Source organism: Burkholderia ambifaria AMMD, assembly GCF_000203915.1.
Classification (GTDB): domain Bacteria; phylum Pseudomonadota; class Gammaproteobacteria; order Burkholderiales; family Burkholderiaceae; genus Burkholderia; species Burkholderia ambifaria.
Window position 1 is genome coordinate 2617652 of sequence record NC_008391.1, and the last position, 22910, is coordinate 2640561.

At 67.7% G+C, this 22910-nt stretch carries 19 protein-coding genes; 15 read left to right on the plus strand and 4 right to left on the minus strand.

Annotation, left to right across the window (positions count from 1 at the left end):
• The first annotated feature begins 362 nt into the window (after window positions 1-362).
• The 10 genes from BAMB_RS27650 (at window position 363) to BAMB_RS27695 (ending at window position 13240) form a co-directional block, all read left to right on the plus strand.
• Window positions 363-1736: an undecaprenyl-phosphate glucose phosphotransferase gene (locus tag BAMB_RS27650; RefSeq protein WP_041491740.1), complete on the plus strand. Its 1374-nt coding sequence runs from the start codon at window positions 363-365 to the stop codon at window positions 1734-1736.
• Window positions 1737-1803: 67 nt separating this feature from the next.
• Window positions 1804-3216 carry a UDP-glucose dehydrogenase family protein gene (locus BAMB_RS27655; protein WP_011660457.1) on the plus strand — a complete coding sequence of 471 codons (1413 nt, stop codon included), beginning with the start codon at window positions 1804-1806 and terminating at the stop codon, window positions 3214-3216.
• A gap of 40 nt (window positions 3217-3256) precedes the next feature.
• On the plus strand, window positions 3257-3700 hold the full coding sequence (locus BAMB_RS27660; protein WP_006752506.1) for a low molecular weight protein-tyrosine-phosphatase: 444 nt from the start codon (window positions 3257-3259) through the stop codon (window positions 3698-3700).
• Window positions 3694-4872: a polysaccharide biosynthesis/export family protein gene (locus BAMB_RS27665; protein WP_011660458.1), complete on the plus strand. Its 1179-nt coding sequence runs from the start codon at window positions 3694-3696 to the stop codon at window positions 4870-4872. Before BAMB_RS27660 ends, BAMB_RS27665 begins: the two co-directional genes overlap by 7 nt.
• Window positions 4873-4922: 50 nt before the next feature.
• The gene (locus tag BAMB_RS27670) at window positions 4923-7148 is read left to right on the plus strand and encodes a polysaccharide biosynthesis tyrosine autokinase (protein ID WP_011660459.1); all 2226 of its coding nucleotides are present in this window, start codon (window positions 4923-4925) and stop codon (window positions 7146-7148) included.
• Between the two features lie 61 nt (window positions 7149-7209).
• The gene (locus tag BAMB_RS27675; RefSeq protein WP_011660460.1) at window positions 7210-8169 is read left to right on the plus strand and encodes a glycosyltransferase family 2 protein; all 960 of its coding nucleotides are present in this window, start codon (window positions 7210-7212) and stop codon (window positions 8167-8169) included.
• Between the two features lie 110 nt (window positions 8170-8279).
• On the plus strand, window positions 8280-9416 hold the full coding sequence (locus BAMB_RS27680) for a glycosyltransferase family 4 protein (RefSeq protein ID WP_011660461.1): 1137 nt from the start codon (window positions 8280-8282) through the stop codon (window positions 9414-9416).
• A gap of 10 nt (window positions 9417-9426) precedes the next feature.
• Complete coding sequence (locus BAMB_RS27685) at window positions 9427-10893, plus strand: O-antigen ligase family protein (RefSeq protein ID WP_011660462.1); 1467 nt, start codon at window positions 9427-9429, stop codon at window positions 10891-10893.
• Window positions 10890-12074 (plus strand): glycosyltransferase family 4 protein, encoded by a 1185-nt coding sequence (locus BAMB_RS27690; RefSeq protein ID WP_011660463.1) that lies wholly within the window; start codon window positions 10890-10892, stop codon window positions 12072-12074. The genes BAMB_RS27685 and BAMB_RS27690 overlap by 4 nt, the downstream gene beginning before the upstream one ends.
• On the plus strand, window positions 12074-13240 hold the full coding sequence (locus BAMB_RS27695; protein WP_011660464.1) for a glycosyltransferase family 4 protein: 1167 nt from the start codon (window positions 12074-12076) through the stop codon (window positions 13238-13240). Before BAMB_RS27690 ends, BAMB_RS27695 begins: the two co-directional genes overlap by 1 nt.
• A 381-nt stretch (window positions 13241-13621) precedes the next feature.
• Here the strand turns inward: BAMB_RS27695 and BAMB_RS27700 are convergent, their stop codons facing one another.
• Window positions 13622-14857 carry an MFS transporter gene (locus BAMB_RS27700; RefSeq protein WP_011660465.1) on the minus strand — a complete coding sequence of 412 codons (1236 nt, stop codon included), beginning with the start codon at window positions 14855-14857 and terminating at the stop codon, window positions 13622-13624.
• A 152-nt stretch (window positions 14858-15009) separates the two neighbouring features.
• Here BAMB_RS27700 and BAMB_RS27705 point away from each other — a divergent pair, with 152 nt between their 5' ends.
• On the plus strand, window positions 15010-15480 hold the full coding sequence (locus tag BAMB_RS27705; RefSeq protein ID WP_011660466.1) for a winged helix-turn-helix transcriptional regulator: 471 nt from the start codon (window positions 15010-15012) through the stop codon (window positions 15478-15480).
• 443 nt (window positions 15481-15923) lie between these two features.
• On the opposite strand, the gene BAMB_RS27710 is transcribed toward BAMB_RS27705, so the two are convergent.
• Together BAMB_RS27710 and BAMB_RS27715 are read right to left on the minus strand one after the other, a co-directional pair.
• Window positions 15924-16691, minus strand: a complete 768-nt coding sequence (locus BAMB_RS27710) for an AraC family transcriptional regulator (RefSeq protein WP_011660467.1) — start codon at window positions 16689-16691, stop codon at window positions 15924-15926.
• Between the two features lie 25 nt (window positions 16692-16716).
• Window positions 16717-17058 (minus strand): FKBP-type peptidyl-prolyl cis-trans isomerase, encoded by a 342-nt coding sequence (locus tag BAMB_RS27715; RefSeq protein WP_006754049.1) that lies wholly within the window; start codon window positions 17056-17058, stop codon window positions 16717-16719.
• Window positions 17059-17638: 580 nt separating this feature from the next.
• On the opposite strand from BAMB_RS27715, the gene BAMB_RS27720 reads away from it, so the two are divergent.
• The 3 genes from BAMB_RS27720 to BAMB_RS36020 all read left to right on the plus strand — a co-directional run bounded on the left by BAMB_RS27720 (window position 17639) and on the right by BAMB_RS36020 (window position 21252).
• On the plus strand, window positions 17639-18562 hold the full coding sequence (locus BAMB_RS27720) for a metal-dependent hydrolase (protein WP_011660469.1): 924 nt from the start codon (window positions 17639-17641) through the stop codon (window positions 18560-18562).
• Between the two features lie 436 nt (window positions 18563-18998).
• The gene (locus BAMB_RS27725; RefSeq protein ID WP_011660471.1) at window positions 18999-20471 is read left to right on the plus strand and encodes a sigma-54 dependent transcriptional regulator; all 1473 of its coding nucleotides are present in this window, start codon (window positions 18999-19001) and stop codon (window positions 20469-20471) included.
• Window positions 20472-20679: 208 nt separating this feature from the next.
• Window positions 20680-21252: a hypothetical protein gene (locus tag BAMB_RS36020; protein WP_227739360.1), complete on the plus strand. Its 573-nt coding sequence runs from the start codon at window positions 20680-20682 to the stop codon at window positions 21250-21252.
• A gap of 223 nt (window positions 21253-21475) precedes the next feature.
• Here BAMB_RS36020 and BAMB_RS27730 read toward each other — a convergent pair whose 3' ends face one another.
• Window positions 21476-22258 (minus strand): ABC transporter substrate-binding protein, encoded by a 783-nt coding sequence (locus tag BAMB_RS27730; RefSeq protein ID WP_011660473.1) that lies wholly within the window; start codon window positions 22256-22258, stop codon window positions 21476-21478.
• Window positions 22259-22489: 231 nt separating this feature from the next.
• Between BAMB_RS27730 and BAMB_RS27735 the strand changes: the two genes are divergently transcribed.
• Window positions 22490-22909, plus strand: coding sequence for an MbcA/ParS/Xre antitoxin family protein (locus BAMB_RS27735; RefSeq protein WP_006754054.1), 420 nt, complete (start codon window positions 22490-22492; stop codon window positions 22907-22909).
• Window position 22910 lies beyond the last annotated feature (1 nt).

The following is a 22910-nucleotide window of genomic DNA, read 5'->3' on the forward strand; positions in this document are numbered from 1 at the left end:
CGATATTCGTCGTGCACGTTCGTCGCGCGCATATCCGGGAAAATTTTCCGCGATGACATCCGGCGCAAAGAAAAAATAAAAAATAATTCCGCGAATCGCGCGCGCATGCCTTGCCGCAAAGGCTCGGCGAGAACCGTAAAGTTTTCAAAAAATGCCCCGATTCGGGCTCGATTCGGGAAAAGGTGCCGATTTAATTCAAGAATATCGCGGCAAGAATTTCCGATTATTTTTCGAAATACTTGTGCGCTTGAGGATGAATTTTCTTACCGCTTCAATAGCGTCATGCAACGTTTGAATCGAATGTGCGGCACGGGCTGCACGAGGAGCTGTTCGGCAAACGCCTGTTCAAAGAGGAAGCGAACATGTTGAGCGTGCTGGCGAGAGTCATCGATATCGCGATGGTCGTGGTGGGGGCGTTGATCGCCGCCGCGCTGCACGGCGGCAGCATCTGGCTCAACGATCTGCAGCGCACGACGGTGTTGTTCGACTGCTTGCTGGTCGTCGTGTTCTTTCCGGCGATGGGCATCTATCAATCGTGGCGCGGCAAGCGTCTCGTCGGGCTGGTGGGGCGTGTCGCGTTCGCGTGGCTGGTGGTCGAGCTCGCGGGCATCCTGATGAGTTTCAGCTTTCACCAGTCGGGCGATCTGTCACGGCTGTGGCTCGGTTACTGGGCGCTCGTGACGATGGCGCTGCTGGCCGGCTCGAAGGCCTGCGTGCACGTCGTGCTGCGACAACTGCGGCGCGGCGGCTACAACCTGAAGGCGGTCGCGATCGTCGGCGGTACGCCGGCCGCGCGGCGGCTGATCGCGCAGATGCGGGCGCGCCCGGAAGCGGGCTTCAACCCGGTGTGCGTCTACGACGAAAGCGAAGTGCCGGGCGAAGTCGCGCTCGACGACGTGCGCATCGAGCGGCAGTTCGAATCGCTGGTGTGGCTGGTGCGCAGCCGCGCGATCAGCGAGCTGTGGCTCACGCTGCCGATCACGGAGGAGCGGCGGATTCATCAGATCGTGACGGTGTTCCGCCACGACTTCGTGAATATCCGCTTCATTCCGGACGTGCGCACGCTGTCGTTCTTCAACCAGGAAGTGGTCGAGGTGCTCGGCGTGCCGGCGATCAACCTCGCGGCGTCGCCGATCACCGACGTGCGGATCCTGCCGAAGTTCGTGTTCGACCGGCTGTTCGCGCTGGCGGCGCTCACGGCGCTGGCGCCGCTGATGCTGCTGATCGCGTGCCTGATCAAGCTGACGTCGCGCGGGCCGGTGTTCTTCCGCCAGAAACGCAAGGGCATCGACGGGCACGAGTTCGAGATCTACAAGTTTCGCTCGATGAAGGTGCATCAGGAAGTCGCGGGGCAGGTCACGCAGGCGACCAAGAACGACACGCGCGTGACGCCGGTCGGCCGCTTCCTGCGCCGCACGAGCCTCGATGAGCTGCCGCAGTTCATCAACGTGCTGAAGGGCGAGATGTCGGTCGTCGGCCCGCGGCCGCATGCGCTCGCGCACGACGACATCTACAAGGATCTGGTGAAGGGCTACATGTTCCGCTACCGGATCAAGCCGGGCATCACCGGCTGGGCGCAGATCAACGGCTTTCGCGGCGAGACCGATCAGATCGAGAAGATGATGGGACGCGTGAAGCTCGATCTGTACTACATGCAGAACTGGTCGTTCTGGCTCGACATCAAGATCGTCGTCCTGACGCTCTGGAAAGGCTTCACCGGCAGCAACGCTTATTGACCCAGCGCCCGCGCAGGCGTTCCGGTTTTACGAATTTCGAATCATTGGTCACGAGGTCCGACACATCATGAATCTGACTATCATCGGCAGCGGTTACGTAGGACTTGTCACCGGCGCCTGTCTCGCCGACATCGGGCACGACGTGTTCTGTCTCGACGTCGATCAGGCGAAGATCGACATCCTGAACAACGGCGGCGTGCCGATCCACGAGCCGGGCCTCAAGGAAGTCATCGCGCGCAACCGCGCGGCGGGCCGCCTGCGCTTCTCGACCGACATCGAGGCCGCGGTCGCGCACGGCGACGTGCAGTTCATCGCGGTCGGCACGCCGCCCGACGAGGACGGCTCGGCCGACCTGCAGTACGTGCTCGCGGCGGCGCGCAACATCGGCCGCTACATGAAGGGCTTCAAGGTGATCGTCGACAAGTCGACGGTGCCGGTCGGCACGGCCGAGCGCGTGCGCGCGGCGGTCGCCGAGGAGCTCGCGAAGCGCGGCGACGACCAGATGTTCTCGGTCGTGTCGAATCCGGAATTCCTGAAGGAAGGCGCGGCGGTCGACGATTTCACGCGGCCGGACCGCATCGTGATCGGTTGCGACGACGACGTGCCGGGCGAGCGCGCGCGCGAACTGATGAAGAAGCTCTACGCGCCGTTCAACCGCAACCACGAACGCACGCTGTACATGGACGTGCGCTCGGCCGAATTCACCAAATACGCGGCGAACGCGATGCTCGCGACCCGCATCTCGTTCATGAACGAGCTCGCGAACCTGGCCGACCGCTTCGGCGCGGACATCGAGGCCGTGCGCCGCGGGATCGGTTCCGATCCGCGCATCGGCTACCACTTCCTGTATGCGGGCTGCGGCTACGGCGGCTCGTGCTTCCCGAAGGACGTCGAGGCGCTGATCCGCACGGCCGACGAGCATGGCCAGTCGCTGCAGATCCTGAAGGCCGTGTCGTCGGTCAACGCGACGCAAAAGCGCGTGCTCGCCGACAAGATCGTCGCGCGCTTCGGCGAGGACCTGACCGGCCGCACGTTCGCGATCTGGGGCCTGGCATTCAAGCCGAACACCGACGACATGCGCGAGGCGCCGAGCCGCGAGCTGATCGCCGAGCTGCTGTCGCGCGGTGCGCGCATCGCCGCATACGATCCGGTCGCGCAGCAGGAAGCGCGCCGCGTGCTCGCGCTCGATCTCGCCGATCACCCGAGCTGGCTCGAACGCCTCACCTTCGTCGACGACGAGGCGCAGGCCGCGCGCGATGCCGACGCGCTTGTGATCGTCACCGAATGGAAGGCGTTCAAGAGCCCGGATTTCATCGCGCTCGGCCGGCAGTGGAAGTCGCCGGTGATCTTCGACGGCCGCAACCTGTACGAGCCGGAAGCGATGAGCGAGCAGGGTATCGAGTACCACCCGATCGGTCGCCCGGGCTCGCGTCAGGCCGTCGCCGCCCGCGTGGCGGGCGCCGCGCGCGCGAACGCGTAACCCGCGCGTCACCGTTCCCCGTTACCCGATTCGAGACGCCATGTTCCGCAACATCCTGATCGTCTGTCACGCGAACGTCTGCCGCAGCCCGGCAGCCGAAATGCTGTTCAAGTCGCACACCGCGTCGCGCGGCGGCCCGCGCGTGACGTTCCATTCCGCGGGGGTGCGCGCGAACGACGGCGACGGCATCGATCCGGTGATGCGGCAACTGCTCGCCGAGCGCGGCGTCGATGCGACGACGCATCGGTCGCGTCGGCTGTCGCGCCGGCTCGTGCGCGACGCCGACCTGATTCTCGTCAGCGAGCGCGGACAGATCGCGGCCGTCGAATCGGTCGATCCGTTCGCGCGCGGCAAGGTTCACCTGCTTGGCAAGTGGGAGGACGCCGAGATCGCGGATCCGCATGGCGGCCCCGAGGCCGACTATCGCGAGAGCTACTCATTGATCGAACGTCTGGTTCAAGGATGGCTGCAAAAACTATGCTGAAACGTCCCATGCGCCCGCTGGCGCTCGCCGTCGCGATGACGACATTCCTGTCGGCCTGCGCGACCGCGCCCGGCAACTATCTCGATTCGTCGAACCTGAAGGACGAGGGCCGCCAAGGCCAGGCCGAAACCTATCCGGTTCATTACATCGACGCGAAGCTGGTGATGGATCAGCTGCAGAAGCAGCAGGTCGAGCACCCGCTGCCGCCGGGCCGTTACACCGATCCGTCGCAGTACGTTTACCGCGTCGGCCCGCAGGACATCCTCGGCGTCACGGTTTGGGATCACCCCGAGCTGACGACGCCGCAGGGCCAGTCGTTCTCGAGCGGCGGCAACACGACGCAGTCGGTCGCGGGCGCGCTCCAGCAGCCGTATACGACCGCGCTGCCGGGTCAGGCCGATCCGTACGGCCAGACCGTGTCCGCCGACGGCTCGATCTTCTTCCCGTTCGTCGGCCGCATTCACGTGGCCGGCAAGACGGTCGCGCAGATCCGCGAGCAGATGTCGTCCACGCTCGCGCGCTATGTGAAGAATCCGCAGCTCGACGTGCGCGTGCTGTCGTTCCGCAGCCAGAAGATACAGGTGACGGGCGAGGTGAAGCAGCCGGGCCCGCTCGCGGTGAGCGACGTGCCGCTGACGCTGGTCGACGCGATCTCGCGCTCGGGCGGCTCGACCAACGAGGCCGACCTGCAGCGCGTGCGCCTGACGCGCGACGGCAAGCTCTACACGCTCGACGCGAACGGCGTGCTCGATCGCGGCGAAGTGAAGCAGAACGTGATGCTGCAGCCGGGCGACATCGTCAACGTGCCGGACCGCAGCGACAGCCGCGTGTTCATCATGGGCGAGGTCAAGACGCCGGTCACGGTGCCGATGCTCAAGGGCAGGCTGACCATCGCCGACGCGCTCACCGCCGGCGGCGGCATCCTCGACACCGATGCGAACCCGCGCAAGATCTACGTGATGCGCGGGATGCGTGACAACCCGACGAAGCCGGAAGTGTATCGCCTCGACATGACGCAGCCGGATGCGCTGATGCTGTCGAGCCGCTTCCCGCTCCAGCCGCTCGATGTCGTCTACGTCAGCACGGCCGGCTCGGTGCAGTTCAACCGTGTGCTGCAGCAGGTGTTGCCGACGATCCAGACGATCTTCTACATGCGGCAGATCACGCGCTGATAGCCCGCCGGGGCGGCACCTGCCCCCCGGCACCACTCAAGCGGGAACGAATGGTGAACACGCAAGCAAAACACACCTACGCGGGTCCGGCCGCGAAAACCGAGGAAGAGGACGTCGTCCTCGGCCAGTTGCTCCAGGTGATCATGGACGACATCTGGCTGCTGCTCGGCATCGCGGTGACCGTCATCGCGCTCGCCGGCCTGTACTGCTTCGTCGCGAAGCCGGTCTATCAGGCCGACGTGCACGTGCGGGTCGAGGGCAACGACAACACGTCGCAGGCGCTCACGCAGACGCAGACGGGTGCATCGATCAACAGCGGTCCGCAGCAGGCGCCGACCGATGCGGAAATCGAGATCATCAAGAGCCGCGGCGTCGTCGCGCCGGTCGTCGAGGAGTTCAAGCTGAACTTCTCGGTCACGCCGAAGACGATGCCGGGGATCGGCAGCCTGGCCGCGCGCATCGCGACGCCGGGCGAGCCGTCGCGCGCGTGGTTCGGCCTGCGGTCGTACGCGTGGGGCGGCGAAGTCGCCGATATCGACTCGATCAACGTCGTGCCCGAGCTCGAAGGCAAGAAGTTGACGCTGACGGCCGGCCCGGACGGCACCTACACGGTGGTCGACCAGAACGGCCGCCGCCTGTTGTCGGGCCGCGTCGGCGAATCGGAGCAGGGCGGCGGCGTCACGCTGCTCGTGCAGAAGCTCGTCGCGCGTCCGGGCACGCAGTTCACGGTGGTCCGCTACAACGACCTCGATGCGATCACCGGCTTCCAGTCGGGCATCCAGGTGAGCGAGCAGGGCAAGCAGACGGGCGTCGTGCAGATCTCGCTCGAAGGCAAGAATCCGGACCAGACGGCCGCGATCGCGAACGCGCTCGCGCGGTCGTACCTGAACCAGCACGTGATCGCGAAGCAGGCCGAAGCGACCAAGATGCTCGACTTCCTGAAGGGCGAGGAGCCGCGCCTGAAGGCCGACCTCGAGCGTGCGGAAGCCGCGCTGACGCAGTATCAGCGCACGTCAGGCTCGATCAACGCGAGCGACGAGGCGAAGGTCTACCTGCAGGGCAGCGTGCAGTACGAGCAGCAGATCGCCGCGCAGCGCCTGCAGCTCGCGTCGCTCGCGCAGCGCTTCACCGACTCGCATCCGATGGTGATCGCCGCGAAGCAACAGCTCGCGGAACTGCAGGGCGAGAAGGACAAGTTCAGCAACCGCTTCCGCAGCCTGCCGGCGACCGAAGTGAAGGCCGTCCAGCTCCAGCGCGACGCGAAGGTCGCCGAGGACATCTACGTGCTGCTGCTGAACCGCGTGCAGGAACTGTCGGTGCAGAAGGCCGGCACGGGCGGCAACATCCACCTGATCGACTCGGCGTTGCGACCGGGCGCCCCGATCAAGCCGAAGAAGGTGCTGATCCTGTCGGCCGCGGTGTTCCTGGGGCTGATCCTCGGCACCGGCGTCGTGTTCCTGCGCCGCAACCTGTTCCAGGGCATCGAGGATCCGGACCGCGTCGAGCGCACGTTCAACCTGCCGCTGTACGGGCTGGTGCCGCAAAGCGCCGAGCAGGTGAAGCTCGATGCGATGGCCGAGAAGGGCGGCGGCCGTGCGCGGCCGATCCTCGCGAGCCTGCGCCCGAAGGATCTGAGCGTCGAAAGCATGCGCAGCCTGCGCACCGCGATGCAGTTCGCGATGATGGACGCGAAGAACCGCGTGATCGTGCTGACCGGCCCGACGCCGGGGATCGGCAAGAGCTTCCTGACGGTCAACCTCGCGGTGCTGCTCGCGCATTCGGGCAAGCGCGTGCTGCTGATCGATGCCGACATGCGCCGCGGGATGCTCGACCGCTACTTCGGCCTCACCGCGCAGCCGGGCCTGTCCGAGCTGCTGAGCGATCAGTCGGCGCTGGAGGACGCGATCCGCGAGACGCCGGTGCAGGGCCTGTCGTTCATCTCGGCCGGCACGCGCCCGCCGAACCCGTCGGAGCTGCTGATGTCGACGCGTCTGCCGCAATACCTCGAAGGGCTCGGCAAGCGCTACGACATCGTGCTGATCGACTCGCCGCCGGTGCTGGCGGTGACCGACGCGACCATCATCGGCCGCATGGCCGGCGCGACCTTCCTGGTGCTGCGCTCGGGCATGCACACCGAAGGCGAGATCGCCGACGCGATCAAGCGCCTGCGTACCGCGGGCGTCGATCTGGAAGGCGGGATCTTCAACGGCGTGCCGCCGAAGGCGCGCGGCTACGGCCGCGGCTATGCGGCCGTCCACGAATACCTGAGCGCCTGACGCATTGCACGAAACCGGGCCGGCGCGCACCGCGCCGGCCCGGCCGACTGGAGAACCCTCGATGAAAATTTCCGTGCTCGTTCCGACCTTTCGGCGCCCCGCCGACCTCGCGCGCTGCCTGCTGGCGCTGCAGCGCCAGCAGCGGCTGCCCGACGAGGTGATCGTCGTCGCGCGCCCGGAGGACGATGCCACGCACGAGCGCCTCGCCGATCCGTCGGTCGGCGGCGCGCTGCCGCTGCGGATCGTGCCGGTCGACGTGCCGGGGCAGGTCGCCGCGCTGAACAAGGGGCTCGACTCGGCGAACGGCGACATCGTCGCGATCACCGACGACGATGCGGCGCCGCGCGCCGACTGGCTCGCGCGCATCGAAGCCGTGTTCCTGGCCGATCCGCGCGTCGGTGCGGTCGGCGGCCGCGACTGGGTGCACGAGAAAGGTCGCGTGCTCGACGAGTCGCGCGAACTCGTCGGCCAGCTCACGCTCGCCGGCAAGATCATCGGCAACCATCACCTGGGCGTCGGCGGCGCGCGCGAAGTCGACATGCTGAAAGGCGCGAACATGAGCTACCGCCGCGCCGCGATCGAACGGCTGCGCTTCGACACGCGGCTGCGCGGCGCCGGTGCGCAGGTGCACAACGACATGGCATTCAGCATGCAGGTGCAGCGCGAAGGCTGGAAGCTCGTCTACGACCCGGCGATCGCGGTCGATCATTTCCCGGCCGAGCGTTTCGACGACGACCGGCGCGATGCCGCCTCGCTGAATGCGATCAGCAACGGCGCGTACAACCTGCACCTGATCCTGCGCGAGCATCTGCCGCCGCTGCGGCGCGAGCTCGCGTGGTGGTGGTGGACGCTGGTCGGCACGCGCGTCTATCCGGGCTTCGCGCACGTGCTGCTGTCGCTGCATACCGCACAGCGCGAGCGCGTGCGCGAGCACTGGCGCGCGGTGCGCCGCGGCGCACGCGATGCGCGCCGCGCCAACCTTGCCCCCCATCGCGCGGCGATGCCGCCGGTGACGTCTTGAACGAGCCGCGCACGACGCATGGCCACCCCTGGAGGGCTTGATATGGTACGACCCGCTCATTTCCCTGAAGCCTGCCTGTCGGGGCATCCCACGGCACGGCGGAGGCTGACATGACTGCAACGAAGGTTCACGTCCACCTGTTTTACGGCGCCGATCCGCGTACCTACCGCAAAGGCGAGGACATCGGCTGCCTGTACGGCTATCACCACGCCGAATCCGACGAATTCCGCTTGACCTATTCGCAGGACCGGCGCGAGAACCGCGTCGCGAGCCTCGCGCGCCGTGCGCTGAAGGCGGCGCTCGGCTTCGACGTCGTGCACGCGTGGCGCAATCGCGCAGCGCTGCTGGACACCGACGTGATCTGGACGCACACCGAGCAGGAGCACCTCGCCGCGGCGCTGGTCCTGAAGCTTGCCGGCGCGCGGGGCAAGCGCCCGCTGCTGCTCGCGCAGAGCGTGTGGCTGTTCGACAAGTGGAACACGTTCGGCGGCGCGCGCCGCTGGCTGTATCGCAAGCTGCTCGCCCGTGCCGACGCGCTGACGACACTCGCGCGCGACAACGCCGAGCTGTGCCGCCGCTATCTCGGGCGCGACGCGGAGTTCGTGTACTACGGGCTGAACACGCAGGATTTCCCGCCGGTCGAGCCGCAGCAGTGGCAGCCGAACCGGCCGCTGCGGATCGCCGCGATCGGCAACGACCGCGACCGCGACTGGCGCACCTTCCTCGCGGCATTCGGCGGCGACGAGCGCTACGACGTGCGGCTAGCGACGCGCCGTCGCGTGCCGCGCGAGTGGCATGCGCCGAACGTGAAGATCGGCTCGGCATCGGGCCTCGCGAAGCAGCACGAACTGTACGCATGGGCCGACGTGATCGTCGTGCCGTTGCGGCCGAACTTCCACGCGTCGGGCATCACCGTGATGCTCGAGGCGGCGGCGGTCGGCAAGCCGATGATCGTGTCCGACGTCGGCGGGCTCAGCGACTACTTCCCGCACGACACGGCCGCCTACGTGCCGGCGTTCGATGCGCAGGCGATGCGCCAGGCCGCCGACCGCTTCGTGGCCGATCCGCTCGCCGCGCTCGACTGCGCGCGCGCCGCGGCCGCGTGCCTGCGCGAGCGCGACCTGACCACGCAGGCGTTCGCCGAACAGCACGTGCGGATCACGCGCGACATGCTGCGCCGGCGTCGCACGCCGGCGGCCGCCGGCCTCGCGATGCCGCTCGCGGATTCGCGTCCGTCGTCGCGGTGAGAGCGGATCGATGAGCACGATCGCCGCCGAACGCGAACCGTCGCGCAAGCGCAGCTGGCTGCCCGAGCGCAAGCACTGGGTCGGGCAGGCCGGGCTGTGGACGTTTACCGCCGCGCTGATCGCCATTCACCAGGGCAAGGTGCTGACGCTCGCGTTTCCGGTGCTGGCCATCGCGGTCGGCATCTGGCTGTATTTCAAGAGCCCCGCGCGCTACGTCGGCTTCATGTGGTGGGTGTGGTTCCTGAGCCCCGAGGTGCGGCGTCTGGCCGACTGGTCGAAGGGCGCGTTCACGCCGACCAGCCTGATCCAGGTCGCGCCGCTCGCGGTGACGATGATCGCCGCGTTCGGACTGATCAGGCATTACCGCGTGCTCGCGCAGCGGCGCGGCATTCCCGTGCTGCTGATGCTGTTCGGGCTGGCGTACGCGTATCTGGTCGGCATCGTGTCGAGCGGCGTGATGGCCGCGACCTACGATCTCGCGAACTGGGTGTATCCGGTGCTGATCGGCTTTCACATCATGGTGAACTCGCGCGACTATCCCGAGTACCGCGACGTGCTGCTGTCCACGTTCATGTGGGGCGCGGCCGTGATGGGCGTGTACGGGGTCGTGCAGTACTTCGTGATGCCGCAGTGGGACGTGCTGTGGATGATCGGGTCGAACATGGGTTCGCAGGGCGAGCCGGTGCCGTACGGCGTCCGGGTATTCAGCACGATGAACTCGTCGGGGCCGTTCGCGTTCGCGATCATGGGCGCGCTGGTGTTCGTGTTCGCGGCGCCGCAGAAGGTGCGCTGGTTCGCGGGCGCCGCCGGCTTCGTGTCGTTCGCGTTGTGTCTCGTGCGCTCGACCTGGGGCGGATGGGTGATCGCGCTCGCGATCCAGCTCCTGCAGTCGAGCAACCGCGTGCGGATGCGGATCCTGATCAGCGGCGTCGTGCTGGTCGGGCTGTGCGTGCCGCTCCTGACCGTCGGGCCCGTGGCCGACCGGCTCGGCGCGCGTCTGCAGTCGATCACGAACCTGAAGGACGACCGCAGCTACGACGACCGCAACAAGTTCTACGCGACCTTCGCGCAAACGGCGTTCACCGACGTCGCCGGTGAAGGGATGGGCGCGACCGGCGCGTCGACCAAGCTGTCGAGCGACAGCGGCGAGCTCGGCAAGTACGGCAGCTTCGACAGCGGCGTGATGAACGTGCCGTTCGTGCTCGGCTGGCCCGGCACGCTGCTGTACCTGGCGGGCGTCGTGATGCTGCTCGGCCGCACGCTGCGCGCGGCGTTCAAGCTGCGCAAGGACAAGTTCGTCGGCGCATGCCTGAGCCTGTGCCTGTCGGTGTTCGCGATGCTCGTGTTCACGAACTCGCTGATCGGCACGGGCGGCCTGCTGCTGTTCACGGCCATTTTTTCAATACTATCCGCGGCGCACTGGCAGAAGGCGCAGCGCCTGCTGGCCGCCGCGCAATCACGGGGAGGCGACCATTGAGAATCGCGATCGTCACGCACGTCGTGCGACATAACGACGGCCAGGGCCGCGTCAATTACGAAATCGCGCGCGCGGCGCTGGCGGAAAACTACGAGGTCACGCTGGTCGCGTCGCATGTCGCGCCCGAGCTGCTGGCCGACCCGCGCGTGCGCTGGGTGCCGGTGAAGGTCGGCCGCTTCTGGCCGTCGAATCTCGTCAAGCAGCAGGTGTTCGCGCTGAAGAGCGCGTGGTGGCTGCGCGCGCATCGCGGCGAGTACGACGTGCTGCACGTGAACGGCTTCATCTCGTGGATCAGCGCCGACGTGAATACCGCGCACTTCGTGCATGGCGGCTGGTTCAAGAGCCCGTACTACCCGTTCGGGCTGACGAAGGGCATGTGGTCGGCCTACCAGTACGTCTATACGCGCGTGAACACCGCGCTGGAGCGCTGGGCGTACCGGCGTTCGCGCGCGATCACGGCCGTGTCGCAGAAGGTGGCCGACGAGATCGCCGGGCTCGGCATCGACAGCCGCAAGATCAGCGTGATCTACAACGGCGTCGACGGCAGTGCCTTCGCGGGCGCGCAGCCCGATCGCGCGGCGTTCAAGCTGCCTGACGACGCGTTCCTGCTGCTGTTCGTCGGCGATCTGCGCACGCCGCGCAAGAACCTCGGCACCGTGCTGAAGGCGCTGACGAAGCTGCCGGCCAACGTCCATCTCGCGGTGGCCGGCTATCTGCCCGGCAGCCCGTATCCGGACGAGGCGCGCGCGCTCGGCATCGATTCGCGCGTGCACTTCCTCGGTCTCGTGAAGAACATGCCGACGCTGATGAGCTCGGTTGACGCATACGTGTTTCCGTCGCGCTACGAGGCGATGAGCCTGTCGCTGCTGGAGGCGATGGCGGCCGGGCTGCCGGTCGTCACCGCACGCACGGCGGGCGGCGCGGAAATCATCACGCGCGAGTGCGGGATCGTGCTCGAGGATCCGGACGATCCGGCCGCGCTCGCGCAGGCAATCGGTTCGCTCGCGGCGTCGCGCGACACCTGCCGCGCGATGGGCGACGCGGCCCGCGAATTGATGACCCGTTTCGGCTGGGCCCATATGGGCGCCCAGTACGTCGCGCTCTACCGGCGCATCGGCCAACCCACGCAGCCGTCCGCCTTCGAGCGGGTCGAGCATGCGGTGACGCAGGAGCAATCGTGATGTCCCAATCTTCCCGGCCGATCAAATCGTTGCAGATCGGCATGCACTGGTTCCCCGAACGTGCGGGCGGCCTCGACCGGATGTACTACTCGCTCGTCGGCGCGCTGCCCGGTGCGGGCGTCGAGGTGCGCGGGCTCGTCGCCGGCTCGCCGAAGGTCGCCGACGACACGGGCGGTGCGATCCAGGGCTTCGGGCCCGCGTCGCAGCCGCTCGCGCGCCGGATGCTCGCCGCGCGCCGCGCGTTGCGCGACGAGATTCGCACCGAGCGGCCGGACGTGATTTCGTCGCACTTCGCGCTGTACACGTTCCCGGGCCTCGACGTGACGCGCGGGATTCCACAGGTGTCGCACTTCCAGGGGCCGTGGGCCGACGAAAGCCAGGTCGAGGGCGCCGCGTCGCTCGGGCAGCGCGCGAAGCGCTATCTCGAACAGGCCGTCTATACGCGCTCGTCGCGGCTGATCGTGCTGTCGCAGGCATTCGGCCAGATCCTGACGAACCGTTACGGGATCGAACCGTCGCGCGTGCGCGTGATTCCCGGCTGTGTCGATACCGCGCAGTTCGACACGCCGCTCACGCCCAGCGAGGCGCGGCACAAGCTGCAACTGCCGCAGGACCGGCCGATCGTGCTGGCCGTGCGCCGGCTCGTGCGGCGCATGGGGCTGGAGGATCTGATCGACGCGATCGGCGTCGTCAAGCAACGGCACCCGGACGTGCTGCTGCTGATCGCCGGCAAGGGCAAGATCGGCGAGGAATTGCAGCAGCGCATCGATGCGGCGGGGCTGCAGGACAACGTGAAGCTGCTCGGCTTCGTGCCCGACAACCATCTCGCGGCGCTGTACCGCGCGGCAACGGTCAGCGTCGTGCCGACGGTCGCGCTCGAGGGCTTCGGGCTGATCACCGTCGAATCGCTGGCGTCCGGCACACCGGTGCTGGTCACGCCGGTCGGCGGGTTGCCCGAGGCGGTCGCCGGGCTGTCCGACGATCTCGTGCTGCCGTCGACCGGCGCGGATGCGATCGCGGAAGGGCTCGGCGCGGCGCTGTCGGGCGCGATCAAGCTGCCGGACGAAGCCGCGTGCAAGCGCTATGCACGCGAACACTTCGACAACGCGGTGATCGCGCGGCGGGTCGCCGGTGTGTATGAGGAGGCGATTCGGGCGGCGGGGTAAGTGAACGCGGTGCGTCGCCGGCGGATTGCGGGCGGCGCGTGCGTAGGCGGACGGTTTGCGAGCTGGACGCCTGCGCCGGGCGCCCAAGCTGGACACCCAAGCCGGACACCCAAGCCGGACACCCAAGCCGGACACCCAAGCCGGACACCCAAGCCGGCTCGCGTGATTCGGGCGAGCCGGCTTTTTGTCGTTCGCTGCCTAACTCGCCGTGGTCAGCACGCCCTTTTCGACACGCGTCACGCCCGCCTGCGCGTCACGGCCCAAACGGCGAACGCGACGACGCTGACCGCCGCGCCGAGCCCACAAACTCCGATCCATCCGGCGTGCGCATACATCATCGTCGACGCAATCGCGCCGAGCCCGCTGCCGGCCGGACAGCCGTCATGCCCGCCTGCGCGTCACGGCCCAAACAGCGAATGCGACGACGCTGACCGCCGCGCCGAGCCCGCAGACGCCGATCCACCCGGCGTGCGCATACATCATCGTCGACGCAATCGCGCCGAGTCCGCTACCGACCGAATAGAACAGCATGTAGCAGCCGACGAGGCGCGCATGCGCGTCGGGCCGCGCGCCGAGGATCATGCTCTGGTTCACGACGTGGACGGCCTGCCCGCCGACGTCGAGCAGCACGATGCCGACGACCAGCAGCGCGATCGACGTGCCGGCGAACGCGAGCGGCAGCCACGAGAGCGCAAGGAGCGCCAGCGCGACGCCGGTGGCCGCTTCAGCGAGCCCGCGATCGGCGAGCCGGCCCGCGCGCGCGGCGGCGGCCGCCCCCAGTGCGCCGACGAGCCCGAACGCGCCGATCTCCGTATGCGACATCGCATGCGGCGGCGCGCTCAACGGCAGGACGAGCGCGCTCCAGAAGATGCTGAACGCCGCGAACATCAGCAGCGCGATCGCCCCGCGCACGCGCAGCGCGCGCTCCGTGCGCAGCAGCGTGACCATCGACCCGAGCAGCGCCGCGTAGCCGATGCGTTCGCGCGGCGCATCGGCATCGGGCAACAGCCGCGCCAGCGCGATGAGCATCGCGATCGCGAGCGCGCCCGACACCAGATAAACCGCACGCCAGCCGGCGATGTCCGTGACGACACCCGCGAGCGAGCGCGCGGCCAGCAGGCCGATCACGACGCCGCCCTGTGCCGCGCCCACCACGCGGCCGCGCTCGCCGGCACCCGCAAGCGCGGCCGAGCAGGCGATCAGCCCTTGCGTCATCGCGGTGCCGAGCAGCCCGACCGCGACCATGCCCGCGAGCAATGCGATGCGCGTCGACGATGCGGCCACGCCGATGCACGCCGCCGTCAGCAGCAGGAGCTGAACGGTGATCAGGCGCTTGCGGTTCAGCAGGTCGCCGAGCGGCACGACGAACAGCAGCGCGAGCGCGCAGCCGAGCTGCGTCGCGGTGATCACGCCACCGACCGCCGCCTGCGATACGCCGAAGTCGCGGGCGATCGAATCGAGCAGCGGCTGCGCGTAGTACACGTTCGCGACGCTCGCGGCGCAGCAGACGGCCAGCAGCGCGACGCGCGCCGTGGACACGCGCGTGTCATCGGCCGGGCGAGCGGCACGTGATGCCGCGCTCGACGCGACGGTTCCTGAACGACAAGACGATTCCATCGGTTGCCTCACGCAAGTGGTTGCAATTTGAAACTAGTTGGAGTGTAGGATAAGTAGTTTTAAAATGCAACTTCATGAGGCGGCGGGCGACGGGCCCGCGCGCGAATGGCCGGCGGCCCGGGCGGGCAGCCGGCGCGACAGCGGAGAGCAATATGGCCAGGCAGAGAAGTCTTGCGGATTCGCCGTGCCCGGTGGCGCGGGCGACCGATATCGTCGGCGATCGCTGGGCGTTGCTGATCGTGCGCGACGCGTTCGACGGCGTGCGCCGCTTCGGCGATTTCCGCGCGAGCCTCGGCGTCGCGAGCAACATCCTGTCGGACCGGCTGAGGATGCTGGTGGAGGCCGGCGTGTTCGACGTCGTGCCCGCGTCGGACGGCAGCGCGTATCAGGAATACGCGTTGACGAAGAAGGGCGACGGGCTGTTTCCGGTGATCGTGATGCTGCGGCAGTGGGGCGAGGCGAACCTGTTCGCGCGCGGCGAGCCGCATTCGGTGCTGGTCGAGCGCAAGACGGGCCGCGCGATCCGCAAGCTCGCGCTGCGGCACGACGACGGCCGGCCGCTGAAGGCGTCCGAGACGGTCGTGCGCAAGGTGGGTGACGACGAGGGCGGGACGCGGGGGTGAAGGCCGGTCGTGCCGTCCAATCGGCGGACGACGCTGCCCGACGCGCAGCCGATGCACTGCGATGCGCATTCGGCCTGGTCAGCGTCGCGAGCAACCCCACTGCGACGAGTAGCATCGACCGCCGCGAGCGGCAGCGTCAGCGGCGTCGACACATCGATGAAATGCAGCGATCCGTAGCCGAACGCAGCGGCGGTTCGTGTGGCCGCGGTCATCGGCATCGTCGGCGAGCCGCGCACGCATCGCGCTCGAATACCGCGTGATAGTCGGCCCAGCACGCGATCCCGGAGAAGTACGTGTCGTGCGGCCGAGGTTTCAGGAGGGCATGATGCGTCGATACGGTCACCGCCTGCGATGCAATGCGATCGATTTACGCGCGGGAAAGGGGCGGCTTGCAGCACCACGCGACCGCATTACCGCAGGCAGGAACCGTCCGGCGAAATCGCTCAGTGACGTTCGCCGCGCCAGCGCCCCGGCGCGACGCCGAAGCGCTTCGTGAACGCGTGCGTGAAGGTGCTTTGGTCGGCGAAGCCGACCATGCCGGCGATGTCGACGAGCGGATGGCGGCCGTCGGCGAGCAGCACGACGGCGGCGTCGAGCCGCAGCCGCTGCAGGTAACGATGCGGGGTTTCGCCGAACGCGTCGACGAACAATTGATGAAACCGCCGCATGCCGTAGCCGCAGTGCGCGGCGAGATCGGCGATGCGCAGCGGCTCCGCGAGCCGGGCGCGCAGCCAGCGGTCGATGCGCGCGAAATCGAGGCCCGCCGCGGGCGCGGCGAGGCCGGTGTCGCCGAGCAGCGCGTCGCACAGACGCGCGGCGGCCTGCCACTGGAAGCGATGTGCGTGCCGCGCGTCGCCGGCCGGCCCGTCGAGTTGCTCGGCGGCCGCCGCGACCTGCGCGACGAGCGAGGTCAGCGCCGGGTCGATCGATACCGCACGCGCGCTGTCGAACAGCCGCTGCGGCACCGCGAGCGACGCGGCGGGCAGGTCGAGCACGAGCTGGCGATTGTCGCCGAGGCCCGCGTAATCATGGCGCGCGCCGGCCGGAATCAGCCAGGCCGCGTGCCGGTCGATGCGCTTGCCGACGCCGTCCACCGCCATCACCATCTCGCCATCGACGCCGAGCACGACCTGATGAAAGTCGTGCACGTCGGACGCTTCGCACGTGTCGTAACGGCGCAGCGCGATGGCGGGTGACGGGATGCGTTCCATCGGAGGGAGTCGGCCGGCGTCTTCGTCAGACGTCGAGCAGCTCGACTTCGAACACGAGCGTCGCGTTCGGCGGGATCACGCCGCCTGCGCCGCGCGGGCCGTACGCGAGTTGCGGCGGGATCGTCAGGCGACGCACGCCGCCGACCTTCATGCCCTGCACGCCTTCGTCCCAGCCCTTGATGACCATGCCGCCGCCGAGCACGAACGCGAACGGGTCGTTGCGGTCCTTGCTCGAGTCGAATTTCTGACCGTCGGTCAGCCAGCCCGTGTAGTGGACGCTGACGGTCTGGCCGGCTTGCGCTTCCGCGCCGGTGCCTTCGGTCAGCTCTTCGATTTTGAGGCCCGATGCGGTCGTGGTGACAGACATGACTTCTCCTGAAAGGGGTTGGGTAAAACCGCTATTGTAGGCGAGCGCGCAGCGGGCCGCCCTGCGTGGCGAAGGCCAATCCGCGTGTCGATCGCGGGTCGCTGGCGAGGCGGCCACGCATCCAGCCGGAAACGCGAATGGAACGCGCGTTTGAATTTTTCGCGAACCGGATCGACGCGGTCGAACCGTGCGAAGGGCGCGCGCGTATGAATCGTTGCGACGCGGCAAGCCGCCGGAGCGTTGGACACCACCGACCCTTCGCGCAAGACGCCCGTCGCACGGCGCTTTCACGCCGATTACGGCTCGCGTATTGAGCGCCCGCCTGTCGGTCCCACGCCGCTGTGCGCGTTCGAATCGCGGCACGCGCGAACGCCTTCCAGACGTCGTTTTTTCCGCGCCGCCGAGCGCGCCGCGTTTGGAAGCGCGCATCTACCGCGCGGCTTGCGCGCGGCGCCGCCTCGAGCCTATCTTTACAGTTATCAATGTCAAGATTTCGGCGTTGCGCGATGCGCCGCCCGGGCCCGCGCCGGCAAGGCCGCAACGGCCGCCGGGCCGCCCGAAAACCAGGAGAATCACGAACATGAAGTCAGCCGCTTCCGCCACCGCAGCCGAGGTGATGCCGGTGCGCCGCGACCTGCGCTTCGACCTGCCGGTCGAACGCGCGAAGGACTGGCACGGGCTCGGCCCGCACGTGACGCACTTCTTCAATGCACTGTCGCTGCTGTTTCCGGCCGGCGAACGCTTTTTCATGGATTCGGTGCGCAACTATCGCGACCGGATCGACGATCTCGTGCTGAAGCGCCAGGTGCTCGGTTTCATCGGCCAGGAGGCGATGCATACGCGCGAGCACGTTGAATACAACGAGCTGATGCAGGCGAACCGGCTGCCCGCGCGCAAGCTCGACAAGCGCGTATGGACGGTGCTCGGCTTCGCGAAGCGCGTGCTGCCGCATTCGGTGCAACTCGCGCATACGGTCGCGGCGGAGCACTACACGGCGATGCTCGCGGACTGGCTGCTGCGCGACCCGACGCGTCTCGCCGGCTCGGTCGAAGGCTACCGGCAGATGTGGGTATGGCATGCGCTGGAGGAAACCGAGCACAAGGCCGTGTCCTACGACGTGTGGAACGCCGTGATGAAGCCGGGCCTGCGCCGCTATCTGATCCGCGTCGGCGTCTACCTGCTGACGACGCTGACGTTCTGGCCGACCGTATTTCTGATCCACGGGACGCTGTTGTCGCGCGATCGCGATATCAGGCATCGCGTGCGCGGCATGCTGCGGATGATCGCGTTCCTGTACGGGCCGCGCCGCGGGTTGTTTCCTCGCATCGCGGGGGAGTGGCTGAGCTTTTTGCGGCCCGGCTTCCATCCGTCGGACCACGACAACCGCCATCACCTTTCCCGCGTCGACGGCCTCGTCGCCGCATACGGCGAGCACGATGACGCGGCGGCCGGCCGCGGTCGCTCCCACGCCCACGCGCCCGCCCCGGTCGCATCGGGGCGCTGATCCGCCCGCCGCGCGATGCGGCGCGTGTTGCGTTCGTGCATCAACCCCGTTTAATTGACGATTGACCGGCATCAAGCGGAAACGATTGCGCACGCGTTCGCCGGGACGGCCGACCCGCCACGCCGGCGCATGCGGCCGATTCGATTCCGCCTGACCGGCATCGCATGCCGACCCGGTGCGCCAGCACCGGCGCGGTTCCCCGCGTTCGTGATCTCCGCGGCTTTCTTCCGGGTTCACCCCGCCACCGGGAAAACACCCATCTAGCCGCGCGTCCGCGGCATCGATATACCGTTCATGAAAGGATTCGTTCGGCGCACGATTATCGCCCGGGGGGATTTTATTCGTACGGAAATACGGCCAATATGTCGGTTCGATCGAGGTCCTTCGTACGCGCGGCGAGCCGGCGCACGATACCAACGCCAAGCGGGGAATAACGATGGTTGCAAGGTCACCCGACGCAAACGGGACGGCGGCGCCCGAGATGCCGCTCGTATCCGTTACCGCCCCCGAGGCCGGACGCAAGCTGTTCGTGATCATGCGTTCGCCGGACGAGCCGTTGCTGGCGCAACTGCGCGGGCTCGGCTGGGATATCTCGATCGCCAAGACAGCCGGCGCCGCGCAGAACATGACATCCGGCGTCAACGTCGCCGCCGGGCTCATCGATTTCTCCGGATTCACGTCGCGCGACTATCCCGCGCTGAAGGCGTGCCTGAGTCAGGCGGCGATCGGCTGGATTTCCGTCGCGCAGGCCGGTGTCACGATCAGCCCCGCCGTGCGCGAAATGATCCGCAGCTACTGTTTCGATTACGTGACGCTGCCGTTGCCGCACGAATGGATTTCGCACGTGCTCGGCCATGCACGCGGGATGGCCGCGCTCGATCGCGTCGACGGCGCGGCCTACGCGGCGTCGATCGGCGAGCACGGGATGATCGGCAACTGCGAAGCGATGCAACAGTTGTTCAGCACGATTCGCAAGGTCGCGAAAACCGACGCGAGCGTGTTCATCTCCGGCGAGTCGGGCACCGGCAAGGAGCTGACGGCGCTCGCGATCCACGAGCGCTCGGTGCGCGGCAAGGGCCCGTTCGTCGCGATCAACTGCGGCGCGATTCCGCATCACCTGCTGCAGTCGGAACTGTTCGGCTACGAGCGCGGCGCATTCACCGGGGCGAACCAGCGGCGCGCGGGCCGGATCGAATCCGCGAACGGCGGCACGCTGTTTCTCGACGAAATCGGCGACATGCCGGTCGAAAGCCAGGCGAGCCTGCTGCGCTTCCTGCAGGAAGGGAAGATCGAGCGGCTCGGCGGCCAGGAATCGATTTCGGTCGATGTGCGGATCATCTCGGCGACGCACGTGGATCTCGACGGCGCGGTCGAAGCCGCACGCTTTCGCGCGGACCTCTATCACCGGCTCTGCGTGCTGCGCATTCACGAGCCGCCGCTGCGCGCGCGCGGCAAGGACATCGACATCCTCGCGCATTACGTGCTGCAGAAATACAAGGCCGACAGCGGCCGCAAGATCAGCGGCTTCACGTCGGCCGCGCTCGACGCGATGCGCCGCTACGAGTGGCCCGGCAACGTGCGCGAGCTGATCAACCGGGTGCGCCGCGCGATCGTGATGGCGGAAAGCCGGCTGCTCACGCCGAACGATCTCGGGCTCGAGACGCCGGGCGAAACGGAGCCCGTGACGCTCGAACAGGCGCGTTCGCTCGCCGAGCGCACCGCGATCGAGAACGCGCTGCTGCGCAACGATCACCGGATCAACAAGGCCGCCGCCGAACTCGGCATCTCGCGCGTGACGCTCTACCGGATGATGATCGAGCACGGGCTCAACGACCACGACAACAACGGCGACAACGGCGGGAAGGACGGTTCACCGTCCGGCGACGCTGACCACCAGCGCGTCGGCTGAACGGCGGCAGGGCAGCGTTCGCGGCCGGCCGTGCGCACGGCCGGCGGCATGTAAAGAGCGTGAAACGTTTCCTGTCGGCAGCCACCCGAATAACCCGGCAAACGCGGCCGGCGGCGTGCCGCCCGCGCCGGCAAAACTTTCCGGATCGTCAGCGCGCCTTGTCCGGCAAGGCATTGCCGCAGCGCACCCGCGGCCGCCCGCGCGCGGCATGTTTCAGTTTCGTAACTTCCCGCGTGTCCGGCCCGGGCCGGCCGCCAGCTTGTCCGACGAAAGCCTTGTGCGGCCGGCTTCATCCGAAGCTGGCCCGCTCCTTGCGCTGATCGAGGTGCGAGAGTCGACGACGTGGCGTCCGGCCGGTTCGGCAGCGAATGCAAGAGCCGGCAAGGACGCAGCCCACGGGGATGACCGGCGGGACGGGCAGCAAGCACTGCCCGGGTCCGACCGGCAGGGCCGTCGTCGTCGGATCGTCGGGGCACCGGCGAAGTCCGGTTGCCGGCACAAGCAACGGCACGAATACGGGGTAGAAAAAATGATGAACGATCGCCAAACGACGCGGCCGGCCAGCCGCGAACGCAATGATTCGACCCATCGCCGGGCGTCCGCGCATCTTGCCGCCGGCCGGCATGCGTCGACAGGCCATCTCTGCGCGCCCGGTGCGCGGCGGATCCGGCTGATACCCGGTCATCCGCGCCGGGCCGGTACTTTTTCGCTGGCCAACCGGATCCGCCAGGGTATGTGCACCCGCGCGCCGGTTCGGCTGCGCCCGCTCTTCGCGTATTGACGTCGCACGCGGGCCATCGCCCGCGGAAGTCAGCGGTTTGCAATCCGGATGAAACGCGGGTTCAGGCGGTGCGGTATCAGGCGGGGCAGTATCAGGCGATACGACACGGTCGATGAAACCGGCGCGACGGCAAACGTCAGGGAGGCGTCGCCGTCCGGCGCTTGGGGGAGGGGCGGTCCGGCCGCGCGCGACGGGCATCACACCCGTCGCGCGCGACGCCGCTTCAGCCGCCGTAGATATCGAAGTCGAAGTACTTCGACGCGAGCCGCTTGTAGGTGCCGTCCTTGACCATGTCGAGGATCGCGCGGTCGATCTTCGCCTTCAGGTCGGTGTCTTCCTTGCGCAGCCCGATGCCGGCGCCGATGCCGAGCACCTTCTCGTCGATGAGTTCGGGCCCGACGAACTGGTAGCCCGCGCCGCGCGGCGACTTCAGGAACCCGATCGCGGCCTGCACCTCGTCCTGCAGCGCGGCGTCCAGGCGGCCCGACGTGAGGTCCGCATACACGCCGTCCTGGTTCTGGTACGACACGACGTTCGCGCCTTGCTTCGCCCAGTACGCCTTCGCATACGCTTCCTGCGTCGTGCCTTGCTCGACGCCGATCGACTTGCCCTTCAGCGATTCGGCCGTCGGCAGCAGCGATGAACCCTTCTTCACGACGAGCCGCGTCGGCTGGTTGTAGATCTTCGTCGTGAAGCCGATCTGTTCCGCGCGTTGCGGCGTGATCGACATCGACGACAGCACCGCGTCGAACTTCTTCGCCTTCAGCGCCGGGATCATGCCGTCGAAATCGTTCTCCAGCCACACGCACTTCGCCTTCAGCCGCGCGCAGATTTCGTTGCCGAGATCGATGTCGAAGCCGACGAGCTTGCCGTCGGGCGCCTTCGATTCGAACGGTGCATAGCTGGCGTCGGTGCCGAAGCGCAGCGTGGTCCAGTCCTTCGCGGCGGCGGGACCCGCCGATACCGCGAGCAGGGCGATCGAAACGGCGGCAATCAGTCTCTTCATGATGGTTCCTTGGCGTGGTCTATCCGGTTCTCGGCGACTCGGTTGCTGTAGATACGCACCGCGTGGCGATGCGCTGTCCGCACGGCCATTAACGCAGAAAATAAAATATTCGTCCAGAATGGACAAAAAATATCGTCTTGTCGAAGGAAATGCCGATGTCGGGGGACGACCCTTGCAAAAATACCGAAATGGACTAATCTTGTTAGTGAATTCATTTCGAGACTAACGCTCATGACACAGCCCGCCTTCGATCCGTATTCCGCCCCGCGGCAGGCTTCGGTCGCGCAGATGTCGGCGGCCGGCCTGCGTGCGTTCTTCAACATCGCGCGCGACTGGGAGCTGACGATCGACGAACAGATCGTGCTGCTCGGGTCGCCCGGCCGTTCGACGTTCTTCAAGTGGAAGGCAGCGCCGGAATCGGCGCGCCTGCCGCGCGACACGCTCGAGCGGCTATCGCTGCTGCTCGGCATCTACAAGGCGCTGCAGATCCTGCTGCCGCAGCCGGCTGCCGCCGATACCTGGGTCAAGCGGCCCAACGACGCCGCGCCGTTCGGCGGCAAGCGCGCGCTCGACCGGATGCTCGCCGGCAACGTCGGCGATCTGGTCGCCGTCCGGCAATATCTCGACGCGATGCGAGGTGGCTGGGCGTGAC

Excerpts from the sequence above, each read along its gene's own strand:
- BAMB_RS27725 (WP_011660471.1), top strand. The coding sequence starts at position 18,999 with ATGGTTGCAAGGTCACCCGACGCAAACGGGACGGCGGCGCCCGAGATG.
- BAMB_RS27735 (WP_006754054.1), top strand. The coding sequence starts at position 22,490 with ATGACACAGCCCGCCTTCGATCCGTATTCCGCCCCGCGGCAGGCTTCG.
- BAMB_RS27720 (WP_011660469.1), top strand. The coding sequence starts at position 17,639 with ATGAAGTCAGCCGCTTCCGCCACCGCAGCCGAGGTGATGCCGGTGCGC.
- BAMB_RS27685 (WP_011660462.1), top strand. The coding sequence starts at position 9,427 with ATGAGCACGATCGCCGCCGAACGCGAACCGTCGCGCAAGCGCAGCTGG.
- BAMB_RS27680 (WP_011660461.1), top strand. The coding sequence starts at position 8,280 with ATGACTGCAACGAAGGTTCACGTCCACCTGTTTTACGGCGCCGATCCG.
- BAMB_RS27665 (WP_011660458.1), top strand. The coding sequence starts at position 3,694 with ATGCTGAAACGTCCCATGCGCCCGCTGGCGCTCGCCGTCGCGATGACG.
- BAMB_RS36020 (WP_227739360.1), top strand. The coding sequence starts at position 20,680 with ATGTTTCAGTTTCGTAACTTCCCGCGTGTCCGGCCCGGGCCGGCCGCC.
- BAMB_RS27715 (WP_006754049.1), bottom strand. The coding sequence starts at position 17,058 with ATGTCTGTCACCACGACCGCATCGGGCCTCAAAATCGAAGAGCTGACC.
- BAMB_RS27655 (WP_011660457.1), top strand. The coding sequence starts at position 1,804 with ATGAATCTGACTATCATCGGCAGCGGTTACGTAGGACTTGTCACCGGC.
- BAMB_RS27660 (WP_006752506.1), top strand. The coding sequence starts at position 3,257 with ATGTTCCGCAACATCCTGATCGTCTGTCACGCGAACGTCTGCCGCAGC.
- BAMB_RS27650 (WP_041491740.1), top strand. The coding sequence starts at position 363 with ATGTTGAGCGTGCTGGCGAGAGTCATCGATATCGCGATGGTCGTGGTG.
- BAMB_RS27710 (WP_011660467.1), bottom strand. The coding sequence starts at position 16,691 with ATGGAACGCATCCCGTCACCCGCCATCGCGCTGCGCCGTTACGACACG.
- BAMB_RS27700 (WP_011660465.1), bottom strand. The coding sequence starts at position 14,857 with ATGGAATCGTCTTGTCGTTCAGGAACCGTCGCGTCGAGCGCGGCATCA.
- BAMB_RS27730 (WP_011660473.1), bottom strand. The coding sequence starts at position 22,258 with ATGAAGAGACTGATTGCCGCCGTTTCGATCGCCCTGCTCGCGGTATCG.
- BAMB_RS27670 (WP_011660459.1), top strand. The coding sequence starts at position 4,923 with ATGGTGAACACGCAAGCAAAACACACCTACGCGGGTCCGGCCGCGAAA.
- BAMB_RS27705 (WP_011660466.1), top strand. The coding sequence starts at position 15,010 with ATGGCCAGGCAGAGAAGTCTTGCGGATTCGCCGTGCCCGGTGGCGCGG.
- BAMB_RS27695 (WP_011660464.1), top strand. The coding sequence starts at position 12,074 with ATGTCCCAATCTTCCCGGCCGATCAAATCGTTGCAGATCGGCATGCAC.
- BAMB_RS27675 (WP_011660460.1), top strand. The coding sequence starts at position 7,210 with ATGAAAATTTCCGTGCTCGTTCCGACCTTTCGGCGCCCCGCCGACCTC.